This window comes from Pseudomonas sp. LBUM1659 (assembly GCF_059716045.1).
In genome coordinates, this window is sequence record NZ_CP166797.1 from 6,098,713 (window position 1) to 6,118,661 (window position 19,949).

Consider the following 19,949-nt stretch of genomic DNA (forward strand, 5'->3'; position numbering starts at 1 on the left):
AGCTCCTACAGGTTATCGCGTTCCCCTGTAGGAGCTGGCTTGCCAGCGAAGAGGCCAGAACAGTCAGCACACATCTCAGGCCGGGGCCATTTCCTGCGCCAACCCGAGAAACGCCGCCGGCAACCGCGCGCCTTTGCGTTCCTTGAGGCAATACAGGTACTCGGGAATCTGCGGCGCATTTTCGATGGTCAGCACCCGCAATTGCGGATCATGCGGCACTTCCTGCCGGGCAATGATGCTGATGCCGATGTTGCGCAGCACCGCCTCGCGAATCGACTCGCGGCTGCCAATTTCCAGCAACGGCCCGAAACTCACCCCGGCGCCGGCCAACAATTCTTCGGTCAATCGCCGGGTAGTCGAGCCCGATTCACGCATTAACAACGTATGCCCGGCCAGCGCACTGAGCGGCACATGATCGTGCACCGCCAGCGGATGATTGCGATGCACGGCCAGCACCAGCGGATCGCTGCCGAGCACTCGGCGAATCAGTCGCGCATCGTCGAGCAATTGCGACGACGCCGCGACATCGACCCGGTAATCCTCCAGCGCTTCGAGCACTTGTTGGGAGTTGCCGATTTCCACCGACACTTCCACTTGCGGCAAACGCTCGCGGAAGGTCTTCACCAGATCAAGGATGTAATACGGCGCCGTGGCCGCGATACGCAGCGTGCCCTGCACCTGACCGCTGTTGCGCAGAAAAAACTCGATGTCGGATTCCTGCTGCAACAACGCCTTGACCATCGGCAGCAGCCGCGCGCCTTCCTCGCTGACACTGAGGCGACGGCCGCCACGGTAGAACAGTTCAACTGAATACTGGCTTTCCAGATTGCGGATCTGCGTCGTCACTGTGGGCTGGCTCAGGCCGAGTTTCTTCGCCGCCAGGGTAATGCTGCCCAGGCGGGCCACCATGTAAAACGCCTTCAGCTCGGCACTCAGCACACCCGCTCCTCATCGCTTATTTGCGCAACAGGCGCAAACCATTGAACACCACCAACAGGCTCACGCCCATGTCGGCAAACACCGCCATCCACATGGTAGCGATCCCGGCGAAGGTTACCCCAAGAAAGATCGCCTTGATGACCAAAGCGAGGGCGATGTTCTGTTTGAGGATGCTGGAGGTCTGGCGCGACAAGCGAATGAACGCTGGAATCTTGCGCAGATCGTCGTCCATCAGGGCGACATCGGCGGTTTCGATCGCAGTATCGGTACCGGCGGCCGCCATGGCGAAACCGATTTCCGCCCGGGCCAGTGCCGGTGCGTCGTTGATGCCATCGCCGACCATGCCGACGTTATGACCCTGTGCATAAAGGGCTTCGATGGCTTGCAGTTTGTCGGTCGGCAGCAGGTCACCCTTGGCTTCGTCGATACCGACTTGCGCGGCAATTGCCTGAGCGGTGTGGATGTTGTCGCCGGTGAGCATCAGGGTTTTGATGCCCAGGTCGTGCAATTGCCGGATCGCCTCGCGGCTGGATTCCTTCACGGTATCGGCCACGGCGAACAGCGCCAACGGGCCGGAGCTATCAAGCAACAACACGACGGACTTGCCCTGTTTTTCCAGTGCAAACAGCTTCTCTTCCAACGCGGGTGAGCAAAGGTTCAGCTCTTCAACCAGACGATGGTTGCCCAAGTGGTAAACCTGACCGTTGATATCGCCGCGCACACCGCGACCGGCCAAGGCTTCGAAGTTATCCACAGTCAGCGGCGCGAATTGTTTATCCACAGCCGCGTTGGCGATGGCCAGCGACACCGGGTGGTCCGAACGACCGGCCAGCGCGGCGGCAATCGCCGGGGCGGATTCGTCGGCAGTCGGATCGAGCGACAAGTAATCGGTCTGCACCGGTTTGCCGTGGGTGATCGTGCCGGTCTTGTCCAGGGCCAGGTAATCGAGCTTGTAACCGCCCTCCAGATAAACGCCGCCCTTGACCAGAATCCCTTTACGCGCTGCTGCCGCGAGGCCGCTGACGATGGTCACCGGGGTAGAAATCACCAGGGCACACGGGCACGCAACCACCAGCAACACCAGCGCCCGGTAGATCCAGTCGAACCAGACCTCGCCCATGAACAGCGGCGGGATCACCGCCACCGCGAGGGCCAGGATGAACACTGCTGGCGTGTAGATTTTCGAAAACTGGTCAACGAAGCGCTGGGTCGGTGCCCGTGCCCCTTGGGCCTGTTCGACGGCATGGATGATCCGCGCCAACGTCGAATTATTGGCTGCGGCGGTGACGGTGTACTCAAGAGAACCGGCCTGATTGATGGTGCCGGCGAACACCTTGTCGCCGACGGTTTTCTCCACCGGCAGGCTTTCGCCCGTGATTGGCGCCTGATCAATGGTAGAACTGCCCGAAACCACTTCACCGTCCAGACCAATCCGTTCACCCGGACGTACCCGCACCCGCGCACCGCGCTCGATGGTTTTGACGTCTTGCTCAGCCCAGCTCCCATCGGCCAACTGCACCGTCGCCTGTTCCGGGGTCATCTGCATCAAGCCGCTGATGGCGTTACGCGCACGGTCCAGGGATTTGGCTTCGATCAACTCGGCCACGGTGAACAGGAACATCACCATCGCCGCTTCCGGCCACTGCCCGATCAGGATCGCGCCAGTCACGGCGATGCTCATCAGCGCGTTAATGTTCAGGTTGAGGTTTTTCAGGGCGATCCAGCCCTTTTTGTAAGTGCTCAGCCCGCCGCTGAGGATCGAGACCAGCGCGATGATCGCCACCACCCAATTGGGCGCGAAATGGGTGAAGTGGATCACTTCGGCGGCCAGCGCACCCACACCGGACAGCGCCAAAGGCCACCACGGCTTGTTCTCCGGTGCTGGAGCGGGCGCTTCCACGCCCTGCTCCAGCGGCTCAGCCTGCATGCCCAAGGATTTGATCGCCTCGATGATCGGCGCGGTATTCGGCAAGTCGTGGGTCACGCCCAACACCCGATTGATCAGGTTGAATTCCAGTTGTTGCACACCCGCGAGCTTGCCGAGTTTGTTCTGGATCAGCGTCTGCTCGGTCGGACAGTCCATCGCATCGATGCGGAAACTGCTCAGCCGTGCGCCGGCGGTTGGCGTTTCGCTCAACTTGATCAGTGAGGGTGCCGCCGCTTTGGAAGAACAGCAGGAATCGCCGTGGCCGCCATGCTCATGCTTCTGAACAGGCTGTAACTTGTGGCTGTGATCGTGCCCAGCCTCGTGTGTGTGGGTGTGTCGGGAATCGCTCATCGGGTCGCGTCCATAAAGGTGCCTGTTGCCAAGTAAAGACCCTGTAGCCACTATAGGGTCAAGCACCCATTTGGAGATTGCCGTCATGAAGATCGGAGAACTGGCCAGACTCACCGACTGCGCCGTGGAAACCATCCGTTACTACGAGCGCGAAAATCTGCTGCCGGAACCGGCCCGCAGCGACGGCAACTATCGCGTCTACACCCAGGCCCACGTCGAACGCCTGACCTTTATCCGCAACTGCCGCACCCTCGACATGACGCTGGAAGAAATCCGCAGCTTGTTGGCCTTGCGCGACAGTCCGCAGGACCAGTGCGAAAGCGTGAATGCGTTGATCGACGAGCATATCCACCACGTCAAAGCGCGGATTGATGGGTTATTGGCCTTGCAGGCACAACTGCTCGACCTGCGCCAACGCTGTGGCGAAGGGCCGGAGATTGATCAGTGCGGGATTTTGCAGCGATTGGAAGTGAGTGGCGGGGTTGTGGCGACAGAGGTTGAGCATTCCCATGTTGGCCGCAGCCACGGCCACTAAAACCACCACATAACCCTGTAGGAGCCGAGCTTGCTCGCGATGGCGGCCTTACAGTCAACATAGATGTTGAATGTGATGGCCTCATCGCGAGCAAGCTCGGCTCCTACAGAGTTAGCGGTGGTTCTTTAGACCGCCATTGGCGCGGTCATTGGCGCATGGTGCTGATAACCCTCAAGCGAGAAATCGCCCGGCTCGATCAGCTCCAGCCACTCCGGCTGATACTCACCCGTCTTGGCAAACTCCGGCACACGATCACTGATCACCAGTTTCGGCATCGGGAACGGCTCGCGCTTGAGCTGTTCGTTCAACATGTCCAGGTGGTTTTCGTAGACGTGGGCATCACCGATGAAATAGGTGAACCAGCGCGGCGTGTAACCGGTCAGGCGACCGATCAGGCTCAGCAGCGCGGCACCTTCGGTGAGGTTGAACGGCGTGCCCAACCCCAAATCATTGGAGCGGATGTAGAGCGTCAAAGAAATCTCTTTGGTCTCGACATTCGGGTGTAACTGGTACAGCAGATGGCACGGCGGCAAGGCCATTTCATCGAGTTGGGCCACGTTCCAGCCGTGGAACAGGATGCGGCGGCTGCCCGGGTCTTTGATGATGGTGTCGACGCACTGGCGGATCTGGTCGATCGCCTTGTACAGCACCACGTAGGCCTGGCCGTCTTCTTCGCCTTCAGCGATCTGGCGATAGCCTTGGCTCAAGGTCTGCTCGATGGCAGCCTGGTTGCTGACCGGGATCTGCTTGTACGCCGGCCATTTGCGCCATTGCACACCGTAGATTTCACCGAGGTCGTCTTCGCCCTGACGGAACGGGTTGGCCAGCCACTGCGCGTTTTCGTTGGCGTTCTGGTCCCAGACTTTGCAGCCCAGCGCCCGGAATTCGGCGGCGTTGTTCACCCCACGCAGAAAACCACACATCTCGCCGATGGCCGATTTGAAGGCCATCTTGCGAGTGGTGATCGCCGGGAACCCTTCTTTCAGGTCATAACGCAGCATCGCGCCTGGAAAGCTGATGGTGTTCACGCCGGTGCGGTTGGCTTGCTTGGTGCCGTTCTTGATGACGTGGGCGACCAGTTCGAGATATTGCTTCATGAGTTACCTGTGTCCTTGAACCCGGAGGCCGTCGCCCCCGGGATTCGAATTTATACGGCCGCCGCTGGGGTCGCCGGGGCGCGGTGATACGCCAGCCAGATCAGGAACAGACCACCGACAATCATCGGTACGCAGAGCACTTGGCCCATGGTCAGCCAGTTCCAGGCCAGATAGCCCAGTTGCGCGTCCGGTACGCGGAAGAATTCGACGATGAACCGGAAGATGCCGTAGAACAGCGCAAACATCCCGGACACCGCCATGGTTGGCCGCGGCTTGCGCGAGAACAGCCACAAGATCAGGAACAGCGCGACGCCTTCCAGCGCGAACTGATACAGCTGCGACGGGTGGCGCGGCAACTGCGACGGATCGCTGAACGGGGGGAAGATCATCGCCCATGGCACGTCGGTCGGCTTGCCCCACAACTCGGCGTTGATGAAGTTACCGATACGCCCGGCACCCAAGCCAATCGGCACCATTGGCGCGACGAAGTCCATCAACTGGAAGAACGACTTGTTGTTCTTTTTCCCGAACCACAGCGCTGCCAGCATCACACCGATGAACCCGCCGTGGAACGACATGCCGCCCTTCCACACTTCGAAAATCAGCGCCGGGTTGGCCAGGTAGGCGTGCAGATCGTAGAACAGCACATAACCCAAACGGCCACCGACAATGACGCCCATCGACATCCAGAAGACCATGTCGGAGAGTTTCTCCTTGGTCCAGGTCGGGTCGAACCGGTTCAACCGGCGAGACGCCAGCAGCCAGGCGCCGCCAATGCCGACCAGGTACATCAAACCGTACCAGTGGATTTTCAGCGGACCGATGGCCAGGGCCACCGGGTCGATCTGCGGGTAAGGCAGCATTGCGACTCCTTGTTGAAAGTTGAAAGCAGAATTCCCGGGCGACGCTGCCACCTCAGGATTAAGCCAGGATTGCGCTGTGCGTCAGAGCAAGAAATTCAGGCCAACGCAAAACAGCAAAGCGGCAAACAGTCTTTTCAGCAACTTCGGCGACAGCCTGTGGGCCAATCGCGCGCCGATACGGGCGAAAAACATGCTGGTCAGGGCGATCCCCAGCAGCGCCGGCAAATAAATAAAACCGAGACTATGGGCCGGCAACAACGGATCGTGCCAGCCCAGAATCATGAAACTTAATGCACTGGCCAACGCGATGGGCAGACCGCAGGCCGATGATGTGGCCACAGCTTGTTGCATCGGCACACTGCGCCAGGTCAGGAACGGCACGGTCAAGGAGCCGCCACCGATCCCGAAAATCGCCGAAGCCCAACCAATCACACTACCGGCCAGGGTCAGACCGAGTTTGCCCGGCACCGTTCGGCTGGCCTTGGGTTTGACGTCCAGCGCCAGTTGCGCGGCGATGACCAGGGCGAATACGCCGATGATCTTCTGCAGGTTCGGGCCGGAGATCGCCTCGGCGGTCAGTGCGCCGAAACCGGCGCCGATCAGAATGCCGACGGTCATCCAGACAAAAATCGGCCAACGCACCGCGCCACGACGCTGGTGTTCGCGGACAGCGTTGATCGACGTAAAGATAATCGTCGCCAGGGACGTGCCGACCGCCAAGTGGGTCAGGATCGACGTGTCAAAGCCCTGCAAGGTGAAACTGAATACCAACACGGGGACGATGATGATCCCGCCACCCACCCCGAACAGCCCGGCCAGCACGCCTGCGCAGGCGCCCAACGCCAGATAGAGCAGAAATTCCATGCCTGCATCCCACTCTTCACCCAAAACCGGAGCGGCATGGTAACGGATGCATGGCCTTGGGCTCCACTGGATGGCGATGGATACCCGCGCGATGTCTGCGTAGAGTGGGCAAAAAACACACAAGGACCACCTTATGTGCCTGATTGTCTTCGCCTGGCGGCCCGGCCACGCCCAGCCGCTGATCGTGGCGGCCAACCGCGACGAATTCTATGCCCGCCCGAGTCTGCCGCTGGCGCAATGGCCCGAAGCGCCACACGTTTATGCCGGTCGTGACCAGGAAGCCGGCGGCACCTGGCTCGGTATCGGCGCTAACGGACGCTTCGCCGCGCTGACCAACATCCGTGATCCGCATCAACCGCCGTCGCGCAAATCGCGAGGTGAACTGGTGGCCGGGTTTTTGTCAGGCGACAAGCCGATTGATGACTATTTGGACGATGTTGTCAGACGTTCACTGGAGTATTCCGGGTTTAATCTGTTGATCGGCAATGCCAATGAGCTGTGGCATTTCAATGCACGGGCGTCCGAGGCAGTGGTGCTGCCACCGGGTGTTTATGGGCTGTCGAACGCCGGGCTCGATACGCCGTGGCCAAAATTGCTCAAAGCGCGGGCGGCGCTGGAGGAAGTGTTGGTAGATCCACATCCTCAGGCCTTGCTGACGTTACTGGCGGATTCGCAGACGGCGCCGTTTGCCGAACTGCCGGACACCGGGGTTGGGCTAGCGACCGAGACGTTGTTGTCGAGTGTGTTTATTGCCAGTCAGAGTTATGGGACGCGGGCGAGTACGGCGTTGATTGTTCAGGCGGATGGCACGCGGCATATGGTCGAAAGGAGTTTCGGGCCATATGGCGGGCATCTGGGGGAAGTGGAGATCAGGGTTTAGTTCTGTTGGCGTTTTTGAAGATGCCATCGGGGGCAAGCCTTGCTCCTACAAAGATCGGGTCGTACGCGATATCCGCGAACAACACATAACTGTAGGAGCAAGGCTTGCCCGCGATGGGGCCGCCAATGTCTTAGAGAGTTTTGACCGAAGCCGGATTGATCATCCGCGCCAACCCTAGGTTCTTCAGCGCCAGTTGTAACGAGCTGTGGATAACTTGCGGGTTGTCGATGGTCATCAGCTCCGCGAGCAAATCCTTGGCCTTGCTCAGGTTGATCTGACGCAGCATCCACTTCACTTTCGGCAAGTTGGTGGCGTTCATCGACAGGCTGTCGAAGCCCATCGCCATCAACAACACCGCTGCTGCCGGATCGCCGGCCATTTCACCGCAGATGCTCACAGGCTTGCCTTCGGCATGGGCGTCACGCACTACATTCTGCAACGCCTGAAGCACCGCCGGGTGCAGGTAGTCGTAAAGGTCGGCCACCCGCGGGTTGTTACGGTCCACGGCCAGCAGGTACTGGGTCAGGTCGTTGGAACCGACCGACAGGAAATCCACCTGCCGCGCCAATTCCTTGGTCTGATACACCGCCGCCGGAATCTCGATCATCACGCCAATCGGCGGCATCGGCACGTCGCAGCCTTCGTCACGCACTTCACCCCAGGCCCGGTGGATCAGGTGCAGCGCCTCTTCCAGTTCATGAGTACCGGAGATCATCGGCAGCAGAATGCGCAGGTTGTTCAGGCCTTCGCTGGCCTTGAGCATGGCACGGGTCTGCACCAGGAAGATTTCCGGATGGTCGAGGGTGACGCGAATGCCGCGCCAGCCGAGGAACGGGTTGTCTTCTTTGATCGGGAAGTACGACAGTGACTTGTCGCCGCCGATGTCCAGGGTGCGCATGGTCACCGGTTGCGGATGGAAAGCGGCAAGTTGCTCGCGGTAGATCGCCAGCTGTTCCTTTTCGCTCGGGAACCGCTGGTTGATCATGAACGGCACTTCGGTGCGGTACAGCCCGACGCCTTCGGCACCGCGCTTCTGCGCTCGTGCTACGTCCGCCAGCAGGCCGGTGTTGACCCACAACGGCATGCGGTGGCCATCGACGGTGATACACGGCAGATCGCGCAGTGCATCCAGCCCGAGGGCCAGTTGTTTTTCTTCCTCGACCACTTCGGCGAACTGCTTGCGCAGCACTTCACTCGGGTTGGTGTAAACCTCGCCGTGGTAGCCGTCGACGATCATCTGGATGCCGTCGACTTTCGAATACGGCAAGTCGACCAGGCCCATCACCGTCGGGATGCCCATGGCACGCGCCAGGATTGCCACGTGGGAGTTGCCGGAGCCGAGGACCGACACCAGACCCACCAGCTTGCCTTCCGGCACCTCGCCGAGCATCGCCGGCGTCAGTTCTTCGCTGACCAGAATGGTGTTGTCGGGGTAAACCAGGGTTTGCTGACGCTCTTCTTGCAAATAGGCGAGCAAGCGGCGACCGAGGTCTTTGACGTCCGAGGCGCGCTCACGCAGGTAGGCGTCGTCCATCAATTCGAAACGGTTGACGTGATCGGTGACCACTTGACGCAATGCGCCCTGGGCCCATTGACCGGTCTTGATGACGGTAGTGACTTCGTTGCCCAGCGCGGCATCGTCGAGCATCATCAGGTAGACGTCGAACAAGGCGCGCTCTTCCGGGCGCAACTGCGTAGCGAGCTTGGTCGATAACGCGCGCATGTCGGCGCGCACGCCTTCGATGGCGGTCTTGAACAGCCCGAGTTCGGCTTCGATGTCGACGATAGTCTTGTCTGGCACCACGTCCAGATCGGCGGGGGGCAGCATGACCACCGCCGATCCGACCGCCGCACCCGGCGAACCCGGCACGCCGACGAACTTGGCTTCCTGAATGCCTTTGCCCTGACGGCCCAGACCCCGGATCGAACCGGTCGCCTCGGCGTGGGCGATAACGCCGGCGAGCTGCGCGCTCATGGTCACGAGGAAGGCTTCTTCGCCTTCATCGAACTGGCGGCGTTCTTTTTGCTGGATGACCAACACGCCGACAACGCGGCGGTGGTGAATGATCGGCGCCCCGAGGAAGGAGGCGTAGCGTTCTTCGCCGGTCTCGGCGAAGTAACGGTAGCGCGGGTGATCCGCGGCGTTTTCGAGGTTCAGGGGTTCTTCACGCGTGCCGACCAGGCCGACCAGACCTTCGTTGGGTGCCATGCTGACCTTGCCGATCGAGCGCTTGTTCAAGCCCTCGGTAGCCATCAGCACGAAGCGGTTGGTCTCAGGGTCCAGCAGGTAGACCGAGCAGACCTGGCTGCCCATGGCCTCTTTGACGCGCAACACAATAATCCCCAACGCCGCCTTGAGATCCTTGGCGGAGTTAACTTCCTGGACGATCTTGCGCAGCGTATTGAGCATGGCTCGGGGTCGAACTCCGTCGTCAGTCGCGCGTTAAAAGGCGCGGGGCAAGCTCTTTGAGAGCGCGTCGATACACCTCGCGCTTGAATGTCACCACCTGGCCCAACGGATACCAATAACTGACCCAGCGCCAGCCATCGAACTCCGGTTTACCGGTCAAATCCATCCGCACCCGCTGCTCGTTGGAGACCAGGCGCAGGAGAAACCATTTCTGTTTCTGGCCGATGCACAGCGGTTGGCTGTGGGTACGGACCAGACGTTGCGGCAAACGATAGCGCAACCAGCCCCGGGTGCAGGCGAGAATTTCAACATCTTCGCGCTCAAGACCCACTTCTTCGTTCAACTCGCGGTACAAGGCGTCTTCCGGCGTCTCCTGGGGGTTGATCCCACCCTGTGGAAACTGCCACGCATCTTGATTGATACGGCGAGCCCATAGCACCTGTCCGGCATCATTCGTGAGAATGATCCCGACATTGGGGCGGAAACCATCGGGGTCGATCACGGCAACAACCTCGCAAACGCATGTCGCCGCATTGTTCCACAAAGGTTGTGAAAGCAGCAACGCGCCGACCGACCTTATGTGCACTCTTGTGAAAAGTCCGTATTCTGGGCGCCTTTCTACAGACTTTTCAGCGAGTAACTGCAATGCGGCTGGCTTTATTCGACTTGGACAACACCCTTCTCGGCGGCGACAGTGACCACGCCTGGGGCGATTACCTGTGTGAGCGCGGCTTTCTCGACGCCGTCGCCTACAAGGCACGCAACGACGAGTTCTATCAGGATTACCTGGCCGGCAAGCTGGATAACGCCGCCTACCTGAACTTCTGCCTGGAAGTCCTCGGCCGCACCGAGATGGCCACGCTGGATCAATGGCACCTGGATTACATGCGCGATTGCATCGAGCCGATCGTGCTGCCGCAGGCCATCGACTTGTTGGCCAAACACCGCGAGGCGGGCGACAAACTGGTGATCATCACCGCGACCAACCGTTTTGTGACCGGGCCGATTGCCCAGCGTTTAGGGGTTGAAACCTTGATCGCAACCGAGTGCGAAATGGTCGATGGTCGTTATACCGGGCGCAGCACTGATGTTCCGTGCTTCCGGGAAGGCAAGGTGACGCGGTTGAATCTTTGGCTGGAAGAGACGGGGTATTCGCTGGAGGACAGCTATTTCTATAGCGACTCGATGAACGATTTGCCGCTGCTGGAGCAGGTGACGAATCCGGTGGCGGTTGATCCTGATCCGAATTTGCGCGCTGAAGCCGAGAAGCGTGGGTGGCCGGTGATTAGTCTGCGCGGCTGATATCGCTTTCGCGAGCAAGCCCGCTCCCACATTAGATCTGCGCCGTACACAAAACCTGTGTGCACCGAAGATCTAATGTGGGAGCGGGCTTGCTCGCGAAGGGGTCAACTCGATTTCAAGCCCTACACAGGCTTGGCACCCATCAACCCCGCAATGGCGATAAAGCAGACAAAACTGAACAACGCCAAGGCAAAGGTAAATTTCCCCACCCCACCCGGCGCCTTGCGCAACTTGTTCAAGCGCACCAACAACCAAAACCACGCCATCGCCGCCACGGTGTAAAGCACGCTCGACGCCAACAACCACGTCTGACCCAACGACCAGCCCACCAGATGCACCATCCACCAGCCAGTCACCGGCATGCTCAGCAGCGCCAGGCCCATCAACAGCCAGATAAACACCTGCGGTCGCTGCAAGGTACGGCTTGCCGCCGTCACGTCACCATTGCGCCGCGTGCGCCAGACCCAGATCCCCAGACCCAGCGCACCGATCAGCAACACCACCGTTGCAACCATGTGCGCCGCTTTCAGGGCAGTTAACGTTTCCATTGTTCGATTTCCTTATGACCTGCCCTTCAGAGTAGCCGCTCAGCCCAGAAACAGCTTATAGGCAGGGTTATCGCTTTCGTCCCAATACGGGTAGCCGATGTCTTCCAGTGCCGCCGGCACCAGATGACGCTCTTCATGCGGCACTTGCAGGCCGGCTACCACCCGGCCATCCGCCGCACCGTGGTTGCGGTAGTGGAACATCGAGATATTCCAGCGTCCGCCGAGTTTGTTGAGGAAGTTGAACAACGCCCCCGGACGCTCCGGGAATTCAAAGCGCAGCACCACTTCATCGACGACCTGGGCCGCACGACCACCGACCATGTGGCGGATGTGCAGCTTGGCCAATTCGTTGTCGGTCAGGTCCAGCACAGGGAAACCCTGCTCGGTGAGGCTCGCCAGGAGCGCACTGCGCGGATCGGTTTCCGGGTGCGTCTGCACGCCCACGAAGATGTGCGCTTCGCTGCCGGTGTTGTAGCGGTAGTTGAATTCGGTGATCTGGCGTTTGCCAATGGCTTCGCAGAACGCCTTGAAGCTGCCCGGTTTCTCGGGAATGGTCACGGCGATGATTGCTTCGCGCCCCTCACCCAGTTCGGCGCGTTCGGCGACGTGGCGCAAGCGGTCGAAGTTGACGTTGGCGCCGGAGTCGATGGCCACAAAGGTATGGCCGGTGATGCCGCGCTGTTCGACATACTTCTTGATCCCGGCCACGCCCAGCGCGCCTGCCGGTTCAGTGATCGAGCGGGTATCGTCGTAGATATCCTTGATCGCCGCGCAGATCTCGTCGGTGCTGACGGTGATCACTTCATCGACATAGTCTTTGCAGATATCGAAGGTGTGCTGACCGATCTGCGCCACCGCGACGCCGTCGGCGAAGAGGCCCACGGTCGGCAAGACCACGCGCTCGCCGGCCGCCATGGCGGCTTGCAGGCAATTGGAATCGTCCGGCTCGACGCCGATGATTTTGATTTCCGGGCGCAGGTACTTCACGTACGCCGCGATGCCGGCGATCAGCCCGCCGCCGCCGACTGGAACGAAGATCGCGTCGAGACGGCCAGGGTGCTGGCGCAGAATCTCCATGGCCACCGTGCCCTGCCCGGCAATGGTGTGGGGATCGTCGTAAGGGTGGATGTAGACGTAACCTTTTTCGTCGACCAGTTTCAGCGAGTAGGCCAGGGCTTCGGGGAACGAATCCCCGTGCAACACCACTTTGCCGCCGCGCGAACGCACGCCTTCGACTTTGATTTCCGGGGTGGTCTTGGGCATGACGATGGTGGCTTTGACACCCAACACTTTCGCCGCCAGGGCCAGGCCTTGTGCGTGATTACCCGCTGAAGCGGTGACCACGCCGCGCGCGCGCTCTTCATCGCTCAGTTGGGTCAGCTTGTTGTAAGCGCCGCGAATCTTGAACGAGAACACGGGCTGCAAGTCTTCACGCTTGAGCCAGATACTGTTGCCCAGCCGCTCGGAGAGCTGGCGGGCAGTCTGCAATGGGGTTTCTACGGCAACGTCATAAACGCGCGAGGTGAGGATCTTTTTGACGTACTGTTCGAGCATCGGAAAGCATCACTGAGCGGGTTGGGCTGGGCCAAGGAGTCTAACCCGGCTTTCGGCTGGGCGACCACACGAATCAAGAGGTTTTAGCCCGGCATGGGGCTATAATGCCGGCCTTTCCGTTCTCCCCTTGCCCGCTTCGGAGCCCGCATGACCCAGGATCAACTCAAACAGGCAGTGGCTCAGGCCGCCGTCGACTTCATCCTCCCGAAACTCGACGACAAAAGCATCGTCGGGGTCGGCACCGGCTCCACCGCCAACTGCTTCATCGACGCACTGGCCAAGCACAAAGGTGCGTTCGACGGCGCGGTCGCCAGTTCCGAAGCCACCGCTTCCCGCCTCAAGGGCCACGGCATTCCGGTGTATGAGCTGAACACCGTCAGCGACCTGGAGTTCTACGTCGACGGCGCCGATGAAAGCGACGAACACCTGAACCTGATCAAGGGCGGCGGTGCAGCCCTGACCCGCGAGAAGATTGTCGCGGCCGTGGCCAAGACCTTCATCTGCATCGCCGACGCCAGCAAACTGGTACCGGTCCTCGGCGCGTTCCCGCTGCCGGTCGAAGTGATCCCGATGGCCCGCAGCCACGTGGCCCGCGAGCTGGTGAAGCTGGGCGGCGACCCGGTTTACCGCGAAGGCGTGCTGACCGACAACGGCAACATCATCCTCGACGTGTTCAACATGCAGATCACCAACCCCGTTGAACTGGAAAAGCAGATCAATGCGATTGTGGGCGTGGTCACCAACGGTCTGTTCGCGGCGCGTCCGGCGGATTTGCTGTTGCTGGGCACCAGCGAAGGCGTAAAAACCCTGCGCGCCGAGTAAGCCCGCCACACCGCAAAACCTGTAGGAGCCGGGCTTGCCCGCGATGGCGGTCCATCATTCAACATCTCTGTCGACTGATGCACCGCTATCGCGAGCAAGCTCGGCTCCTACAGCGTTTGGGGGTCGGTCAGGGTTGAGCCGGTTTTTTGAAGACGTAGAACAGATTGGGCTCGCTGACGAGGTACAGCGTGCCGTCGTCGTCCATGGCGATGCCTTCCGCTTGCGGCACGGTCTTTTGCAGGCCCTGGCGTCCCTTGTTCAGTGACATCGTGCTCAGCGGTCGACCGTCCACATCCAGTTCCAGAATCAGCCGCGACTCGTCAGACAGCGCCAGCAAATGGCCGCTGCGTTCGTCGTATTGCAGGCTCGACAGGTCTCGCACGAACATCCCGGCATCGCGCTTGGGGTTGTTCACCACATGCACGGCGTAGGATTTCTCCGGGTTGTAATGCGGGAAGCCCTGCACTTCGTAGATCAGCATCGGGTCGCGCTCCTTGGCGACGAACAGGCGCTTGCCCACCGAATCATAAGCCAGCCCTTCAAAACCCTTGTTACTGCCCATGTGCACGCCGAGGACCATCTGCTCGGCATCCGCCTCGTCGAGAAAAGTCGTGTCCGGCTCCAGATGAATCTTGATCAGCCGCTGCTGGCTCTCATCCGTAATCACGTAGGTGTCGGCGCTGATGAATTCCACCGCCTCCGGGTCGCCAAAGCCAATCAACGCCACACGCCGCAGGATCTTGCCCTCAAGGGACAGCTCGATCAGCTCGGAGTTTTTGTTGGTGACCGTGAACAGGCTTTTGCGCACCGGATCGAAGGTCAGCGCCGAGACGTTATCGTCCAGCCCGTCGATCACCCGTGCTTCGATGTCCACCCGGTATTGATCCAGACCGATGGATTCGCTGCTCTGGGGCTGCCAAAGGGTGTGCAGGTTGAACCAGGCACGCTCGAACAGCCGCATGTATTGGCCGACCGCAACCAGAGCGATCAGCGCAATCACTGACAGGATCAAAATGAGGGGTTTGGGACGGGCAAGTCGGCGCATTCAGGCAAGCTCGAAAACAAAACGGGCGGATGAAATATCACGCCCGTATGAATTCAAGCTTAATGGCCAGCGGCTTGCGACTACAACTGCGCGATTGTTGCTGCCTACTTCTGCTTTTCGAAGCGATAGAACAGATTCGGCTCACTCACCATGTACAACGTGCCCGCTTCGTCCATGGCCACGCCTTCGGCACGGGGAATGGTTTTTTTCAGGTCGTTGAAACCGCTCAGCAAGGTCATGAAGCTGACCTGCTCGCCCTTCTCGTCCAACTCCAGCAACAAGTGGGAGTCGGCAGACAGCACCAAGGTGTGACCTGTACGTGGATCGATGGCCAGGGCCGACAGGTTACGCATGTCCAGTTCGTCACTGACCAGTTTCTGCTTGTCGCCCTTGAGCAATTGGCTGCCGTCGCTTTTCCAGCTGAACAGCGCAGGCGGACGCTCCTCTCCGAGCAGGATCTGCTGATTGCGTGCATCCCAGACAACGGCTTCAAACGCTTTGTTCTGGTCTTTCGAAGGACCGAGGTCGTATTTCGGGAAGTCGGCGATGTTCAGCTCGCGGGTGTCGGCATCGACCTTGACGATGGACAGGATGTGTTCGCGCTCATCAACAATGGCCAGCAGACCATTGCCCATCACGGTCACGCCTTCCGGGTTGCTCCAGCCCACCAACGGCATCTTGCGCAACACGTCGCCCTGCAACGACAACTCGACCAGGAACGGATTTTTACCCATCACCGAAAACAGGGTTTTGGTCTGCGGATCGTAAGACAGGTCCGAGGCTTCGTCCTTTTCCATGCCCGGCAGCAGCTTGGCGTCGATCACTGCCCGGTAATCCGGCAGCCAGACACTGGCCTGACGCTCGGCCGGGCTTTCGAAACGCTCATGCAGCCAGAGCATGCCGCGGTCATCCCAATGCATCGCAAACGCCACGCCGTAGGCGATGGCCGCAACCAGCAACAGCCAGGAATACCAACGCAAGGCAAAGCGGGAGCGGCGGGCAGTTTTGAAGGTGGGCAGCGGTCGGGTGGCCATTGGGGGATGCGTTCCAGAAATTCAGGCTAGGGGTAATAGCATAATTGAGACCGGCTCAGACGCCGCAAGCGCCGGAATTATCCAGAGAAAATGTGAAAAAAACGGGAAATGGCGGGTTGCCCTAAGCCCTTGTAGGAGCTGGCTTGCCAGCGAAGAGGCCCTTACATTCAACATTCATGTTGACTGTTACGCCGCTTTCGCTGGCAAGCCAGCTCCTACAGGGTTTTGCGCAGGACTTAACGCACGCTGCTGGTGAAGCGGCTCGCGCCTGGCAACTCCAGAACAATCTCATCACCGACATTCAACGGACCAACGCCCACCGGCGTACCGGTCAGGATCACGTCACCGGCCTGCAGCGAGAAGCAGCCGGCCATGTGCTGGATCATTGGCACGATCGGATTAAGCATCGCACTGCTGTTGCCATCCTGGCGCACTTCGCCGTTGATGGTCAGGCGGATGCCGATATCGGTCAGATCCGCGAAGGTGCTGCCGGACACGAACGGCGCAATCACCGCCGCGCCGTCGAAGGACTTGGCGATTTCCCATGGCAGGCCTTTGGATTTCAGCTCGGCCTGCTTGTCACGCAGCGTCAGGTCCAGCGCCGGGGCGAAACCGGAGATGGCATCCAGCACTTCTTCACGGTTCGGCCTGGTCGACAACGGCTTGCCGATCAACACGGCGATTTCTGCTTCGTAGTGCACCGAACCGCGCTCGGTCGGAATCGTGAAACCGCCTTCCAGCGCCACCACGCAACTGCCCGGCTTGATGAACAGCAGCGGCTCGGTAGGCACCGGGTTGTCCAATTCCTTGGCGTGTTCGGCGTAGTTACGCCCGATGCACACCACTTTCCCCAGCGGGAAATGAATACGCGTACCGTCGACATACTGGTGCTGATAGCTCATTGACCGACTCCTGGTTCGTAGCGCTTAAGTTCGAAAGTCAAACAGCAAAGATCTTGCCCGGGTTCATGATGCCGTTCGGGTCGAACACCGCTTTAACTGCTTTCATGTACTCGATCTCAACCGGGGAACGGCTGTAGGTCAAATAATCACGCTTGGTCATGCCCACGCCGTGCTCGGCGGAAATCGAACCGTTGTACTTCTCGACGGTTTCGAACACCCACTTGTTGACGGTGGCGCACTTGGCGAAGAACTCGTCCTTGCTCAGGTTTTCCGGCTTGAGAATGTTCAAGTGCAGGTTGCCGTCGCCGATGTGGCCGAACCAGACGATTTCGAAGTCCGGGTAATGTTCGCCGACGATCGCGTCGATTTCCTTGAGAAACGCCGGGACTTTCGACACGGTGACCGAAATGTCGTTCTTGTACGGCGTCCAGTGGGAAATGGTTTCGGAGATGTATTCGCGCAGCTTCCACAGGTTCTGCAGTTGGGTTTCGCTCTGGCTCATCACGCCGTCCAGCACCCAGCCCTGCTCGACGCAGTGTTCGAAGGTTTCCAGCGCGTGGTTGGCCACTTCTTCGGTGGTCGCTTCGAATTCCAGCAGCGCGTAGAACGGGCAGTCGGTTTCAAACGGTGCCGGGACATCGCCGCGCGCCATGACTTTGGCCAAGGCTTTATCTGAGAAGAATTCGAAGGCGGTCAGGTCGAGTTTGCTCTGGAACGCGTGCAATACCGGCATGATCGAGTCGAAATCGGTGGTGCCGAGGACCATCGCGGTGAGATTTTTCGGTGCGCGATCCAGACGCATGGTCGCTTCAACCACAAAACCAAGGGTGCCTTCAGCGCCGATGAACAGCTGTCGCAGGTCGTAGCCGGTGGCGTTCTTGATCAGGTCGCGGTTCAGTTCCAGCAGGTCGCCCTTGCCGGTCACGACTTTTATGCCCGCCACCCAGTTGCGGGTCATGCCGTAGCGAATAACCTTGATCCCGCCGGCATTGGTGCCGATGTTGCCGCCAATCTGGCTGGAACCTGCCGAAGCGAAGTCCACCGGGTAGTACAGGCCTTTTTCTTCTGCGACGTTCTGCAAATGCTCGGTCACGACGCCCGGCTGACAAACGGCCGTGCGGTCGGTGAGGTTCACATCGAGAATCTGGTTCATGTAGTCGAACGACACGACCACTTCGCCATTGGAGGCCACCGCCGCCGCGGAAAGCCCGGTACGACCGCCGGACGGCACCAGCGCCACCTTGTGCTCATTGGCCCAACGAACAATGGCCTGCACCTGTTCGGTAGTCTTGGGAAACACGATGGCGGTCGGGGCCGGGGCGAAATGCTTGGTCCAATCCTTACCGTAAGCATTCAGGGAGTCGGCATCGGTCAGCACCTTGCCGGGCTCAACCAGGGTCTTCAGCTCTTCAATCAAGGCAGGATTGGTCATCGACAGAACTCTCGAACAATTCATGGTCATCCTGAGAACGCTTCACGTCGCAGGAATGAGTGTTTAGCGGGGTGCGTATGCTAGCATACCGACCCCGCAGCATAGTGCCCAACAGCCATTCTGCGGCGACGGCCTTCTTGCCGTCCGGGTCAGCATCTGTTGACCATTTCCTGCCATTTTTCTCCGGGATACAGGTTTACGCAGATGAGCAAGACTTCTCTCGATAAGAGCAAGATCAAGTTCCTTCTTCTCGAAGGCGTCCACCAATCGGCTGTCGACGTTCTCAAGTCGGCGGGCTACACCAGCATCGAGTACCTCACCGGTTCTCTGCCGGAAGCCCAGCTGAAGGAAAAGATCGCTGATGCGCACTTCATCGGCATTCGCTCGCGCACTCAACTGACCGAAGAGATCTTCGATCACGCGAAGAAGCTGGTCGCTGTCGGCTGTTTCTGCATCGGCACCAACCAGGTTGACCTGAACGCAGCTCGCGAACGCGGGATTGCGGTGTTCAACGCACCGTACTCCAACACCCGCTCCGTAGCCGAGCTGGTGCTGGCCGAAGCAATCCTGTTGCTGCGCGGCATCCCTGAGAAGAACGCTTCCTGCCACCGTGGCGGCTGGATCAAGAGCGCGGCCAACTCCTTCGAGATCCGCGGCAAGAAGCTGGGCATCGTCGGTTACGGTTCGATCGGTACTCAACTGTCGGTCCTGGCTGAAGGCCTGGGCATGCAAGTGTACTTCTACGACACCGTGACCAAGCTGCCACTGGGTAATGCCACCCAGGTCGGCAACCTGCACGAGCTGCTGGGCATGTCCGACATCGTCACCCTGCACGTTCCGGAAACCGCTGCCACCCAGTGGATGATCGGCGAGAAGGAAATCCGCGCTATCAAGAAGGGCGGCATCCTGATCAACGCTGCTCGCGGCACCGTGGTAGAACTGCAAGCCTTGGCAGATGCGATCAAGGACAAGCACCTGATCGGCGCGGCCATCGACGTATTCCCGGTGGAGCCTCGCTCCAACGACGAAGAGTTCGAAAGCCCGCTGCGTGGCCTGGACAACGTGATCCTGACCCCGCACATCGGTGGTTCCACCGCTGAGGCGCAAGCCAACATCGGTCTGGAAGTGGCAGAAAAATTGGTCAAGTACAGCGACAACGGTACTTCCGTATCGTCAGTGAACTTCCCGGAAGTGGCCCTGCCGGCTCACCCTGGCAAGCATCGTCTGCTGCACATCCACGAGAACATTCCGGGTGTGATGAGCGAGATCAACAAGGTGTTCGCCGAAAACGGCATCAACATCTCGGGTCAGTTCCTGCAGACCAACGAGAAAGTCGGCTACGTCGTCATCGACGTCGACGCCGACTACTCGGAAATCGCCCAAGAGAAACTGCAGCACATCAACGGCACCATTCGTTGCCGCGTGTTGTTCTGATAGCGACTTG

General features: G+C 59.8%; 18 protein-coding genes. 5 read left to right on the forward strand and 13 right to left on the reverse strand.

Annotated features, from left to right (window positions below):
• Positions 1-75 precede the first annotated feature (75 nt).
• Complete coding sequence (locus ACA048_RS27880) at positions 76-939, reverse strand: LysR family transcriptional regulator (RefSeq protein ID WP_497627127.1); 864 nt, start codon at positions 937-939, stop codon at positions 76-78.
• A 16-nt stretch (positions 940-955) separates the two neighbouring features.
• A complete protein-coding gene (locus tag ACA048_RS27885; RefSeq protein WP_497627128.1) occupies positions 956-3,217 on the reverse strand; it encodes a heavy metal translocating P-type ATPase in 2,262 nt (753 codons plus the stop codon).
• Between the two features lie 85 nt (positions 3,218-3,302).
• On the opposite strand from ACA048_RS27885, the gene cadR reads away from it, so the two are divergent.
• Complete coding sequence (cadR, locus tag ACA048_RS27890) at positions 3,303-3,752, forward strand: Cd(II)/Pb(II)-responsive transcriptional regulator (protein ID WP_497627129.1); 450 nt, start codon at positions 3,303-3,305, stop codon at positions 3,750-3,752.
• A 125-nt stretch (positions 3,753-3,877) separates the two neighbouring features.
• Here cadR and ACA048_RS27895 read toward each other — a convergent pair whose 3' ends face one another.
• From ACA048_RS27895 to ACA048_RS27905, 3 genes are all read right to left on the reverse strand, one after another.
• Positions 3,878-4,849 carry a thymidylate synthase gene (locus ACA048_RS27895; RefSeq protein WP_497627130.1) on the reverse strand — a complete coding sequence of 324 codons (972 nt, stop codon included), beginning with the start codon at positions 4,847-4,849 and terminating at the stop codon, positions 3,878-3,880.
• A 50-nt stretch (positions 4,850-4,899) separates the two neighbouring features.
• Positions 4,900-5,712 carry a prolipoprotein diacylglyceryl transferase gene (gene lgt, locus ACA048_RS27900; RefSeq protein WP_497627131.1) on the reverse strand — a complete coding sequence of 271 codons (813 nt, stop codon included), beginning with the start codon at positions 5,710-5,712 and terminating at the stop codon, positions 4,900-4,902.
• An 81-nt stretch (positions 5,713-5,793) separates the two neighbouring features.
• Complete coding sequence (locus ACA048_RS27905) at positions 5,794-6,576, reverse strand: sulfite exporter TauE/SafE family protein (RefSeq protein ID WP_489337796.1); 783 nt, start codon at positions 6,574-6,576, stop codon at positions 5,794-5,796.
• Positions 6,577-6,709: 133 nt separating this feature from the next.
• Between ACA048_RS27905 and ACA048_RS27910 the strand changes: the two genes are divergently transcribed.
• A complete protein-coding gene (locus ACA048_RS27910; protein ID WP_497627132.1) occupies positions 6,710-7,456 on the forward strand; it encodes an NRDE family protein in 747 nt (248 codons plus the stop codon).
• Positions 7,457-7,586: 130 nt separating this feature from the next.
• Here ACA048_RS27910 and ptsP read toward each other — a convergent pair whose 3' ends face one another.
• Together ptsP and ACA048_RS27920 are read right to left on the reverse strand one after the other, a co-directional pair.
• Complete coding sequence (gene ptsP, locus ACA048_RS27915) at positions 7,587-9,866, reverse strand: phosphoenolpyruvate--protein phosphotransferase (RefSeq protein ID WP_497627133.1); 2,280 nt, start codon at positions 9,864-9,866, stop codon at positions 7,587-7,589.
• 22 nt (positions 9,867-9,888) lie between these two features.
• Positions 9,889-10,368, reverse strand: a complete 480-nt coding sequence (locus ACA048_RS27920; RefSeq protein ID WP_095083604.1) for an RNA pyrophosphohydrolase — start codon at positions 10,366-10,368, stop codon at positions 9,889-9,891.
• 143 nt (positions 10,369-10,511) lie between these two features.
• Here ACA048_RS27920 and ACA048_RS27925 point away from each other — a divergent pair, with 143 nt between their 5' ends.
• Entirely contained in the window at positions 10,512-11,168 is a 657-nt protein-coding gene (locus tag ACA048_RS27925) for a histidinol-phosphatase (protein ID WP_497627134.1), read from the forward strand.
• 122 nt (positions 11,169-11,290) lie between these two features.
• Here the strand turns inward: ACA048_RS27925 and ACA048_RS27930 are convergent, their stop codons facing one another.
• Complete coding sequence (locus ACA048_RS27930; protein WP_497627135.1) at positions 11,291-11,716, reverse strand: DUF2269 domain-containing protein; 426 nt, start codon at positions 11,714-11,716, stop codon at positions 11,291-11,293.
• A 39-nt stretch (positions 11,717-11,755) separates the two neighbouring features.
• Positions 11,756-13,270, reverse strand: coding sequence for a threonine ammonia-lyase, biosynthetic (ilvA, locus tag ACA048_RS27935; protein WP_497627136.1), 1,515 nt, complete (start codon positions 13,268-13,270; stop codon positions 11,756-11,758).
• A gap of 147 nt (positions 13,271-13,417) precedes the next feature.
• Between ilvA and rpiA the strand changes: the two genes are divergently transcribed.
• Positions 13,418-14,092, forward strand: a complete 675-nt coding sequence (gene rpiA, locus ACA048_RS27940; RefSeq protein WP_497627137.1) for a ribose-5-phosphate isomerase RpiA — start codon at positions 13,418-13,420, stop codon at positions 14,090-14,092.
• 127 nt (positions 14,093-14,219) lie between these two features.
• On the opposite strand, the gene ACA048_RS27945 is transcribed toward rpiA, so the two are convergent.
• The 4 genes from ACA048_RS27945 to ACA048_RS27960 all read right to left on the reverse strand — a co-directional run bounded on the left by ACA048_RS27945 (position 14,220) and on the right by ACA048_RS27960 (position 18,505).
• Complete coding sequence (locus ACA048_RS27945; RefSeq protein ID WP_497627138.1) at positions 14,220-15,137, reverse strand: SdiA-regulated domain-containing protein; 918 nt, start codon at positions 15,135-15,137, stop codon at positions 14,220-14,222.
• A 104-nt stretch (positions 15,138-15,241) separates the two neighbouring features.
• Complete coding sequence (locus tag ACA048_RS27950) at positions 15,242-16,171, reverse strand: SdiA-regulated domain-containing protein (protein ID WP_497627139.1); 930 nt, start codon at positions 16,169-16,171, stop codon at positions 15,242-15,244.
• Between the two features lie 236 nt (positions 16,172-16,407).
• Complete coding sequence (locus ACA048_RS27955) at positions 16,408-17,073, reverse strand: fumarylacetoacetate hydrolase family protein (protein WP_497627141.1); 666 nt, start codon at positions 17,071-17,073, stop codon at positions 16,408-16,410.
• Between the two features lie 37 nt (positions 17,074-17,110).
• A complete protein-coding gene (locus ACA048_RS27960; RefSeq protein ID WP_497627142.1) occupies positions 17,111-18,505 on the reverse strand; it encodes a D-2-hydroxyglutarate dehydrogenase in 1,395 nt (464 codons plus the stop codon).
• Positions 18,506-18,709: 204 nt separating this feature from the next.
• On the opposite strand from ACA048_RS27960, the gene serA reads away from it, so the two are divergent.
• Positions 18,710-19,939, forward strand: coding sequence for a phosphoglycerate dehydrogenase (gene serA, locus ACA048_RS27965; protein ID WP_157714314.1), 1,230 nt, complete (start codon positions 18,710-18,712; stop codon positions 19,937-19,939).
• Positions 19,940-19,949 lie beyond the last annotated feature (10 nt).

Excerpts from the sequence above, each read along its gene's own strand:
- ACA048_RS27925 (WP_497627134.1), top strand. The coding sequence starts at position 10,512 with ATGCGGCTGGCTTTATTCGACTTGGACAACACCCTTCTCGGCGGCGAC.
- ACA048_RS27950 (WP_497627139.1), bottom strand. The coding sequence starts at position 16,171 with ATGGCCACCCGACCGCTGCCCACCTTCAAAACTGCCCGCCGCTCCCGC.
- ACA048_RS27885 (WP_497627128.1), bottom strand. The coding sequence starts at position 3,217 with ATGAGCGATTCCCGACACACCCACACACACGAGGCTGGGCACGATCAC.
- ACA048_RS27905 (WP_489337796.1), bottom strand. The coding sequence starts at position 6,576 with ATGGAATTTCTGCTCTATCTGGCGTTGGGCGCCTGCGCAGGCGTGCTG.
- rpiA (WP_497627137.1), top strand. The coding sequence starts at position 13,418 with ATGACCCAGGATCAACTCAAACAGGCAGTGGCTCAGGCCGCCGTCGAC.
- ptsP (WP_497627133.1), bottom strand. The coding sequence starts at position 9,866 with ATGCTCAATACGCTGCGCAAGATCGTCCAGGAAGTTAACTCCGCCAAG.
- serA (WP_157714314.1), top strand. The coding sequence starts at position 18,710 with ATGAGCAAGACTTCTCTCGATAAGAGCAAGATCAAGTTCCTTCTTCTC.
- ACA048_RS27910 (WP_497627132.1), top strand. The coding sequence starts at position 6,710 with ATGTGCCTGATTGTCTTCGCCTGGCGGCCCGGCCACGCCCAGCCGCTG.
- cadR (WP_497627129.1), top strand. The coding sequence starts at position 3,303 with ATGAAGATCGGAGAACTGGCCAGACTCACCGACTGCGCCGTGGAAACC.
- ilvA (WP_497627136.1), bottom strand. The coding sequence starts at position 13,270 with ATGCTCGAACAGTACGTCAAAAAGATCCTCACCTCGCGCGTTTATGAC.
- ACA048_RS27895 (WP_497627130.1), bottom strand. The coding sequence starts at position 4,849 with ATGAAGCAATATCTCGAACTGGTCGCCCACGTCATCAAGAACGGCACC.
- ACA048_RS27955 (WP_497627141.1), bottom strand. The coding sequence starts at position 17,073 with ATGAGCTATCAGCACCAGTATGTCGACGGTACGCGTATTCATTTCCCG.
- ACA048_RS27945 (WP_497627138.1), bottom strand. The coding sequence starts at position 15,137 with ATGCGCCGACTTGCCCGTCCCAAACCCCTCATTTTGATCCTGTCAGTG.
- lgt (WP_497627131.1), bottom strand. The coding sequence starts at position 5,712 with ATGCTGCCTTACCCGCAGATCGACCCGGTGGCCCTGGCCATCGGTCCG.
- ACA048_RS27960 (WP_497627142.1), bottom strand. The coding sequence starts at position 18,505 with ATGACCAATCCTGCCTTGATTGAAGAGCTGAAGACCCTGGTTGAGCCC.
- ACA048_RS27930 (WP_497627135.1), bottom strand. The coding sequence starts at position 11,716 with ATGGAAACGTTAACTGCCCTGAAAGCGGCGCACATGGTTGCAACGGTG.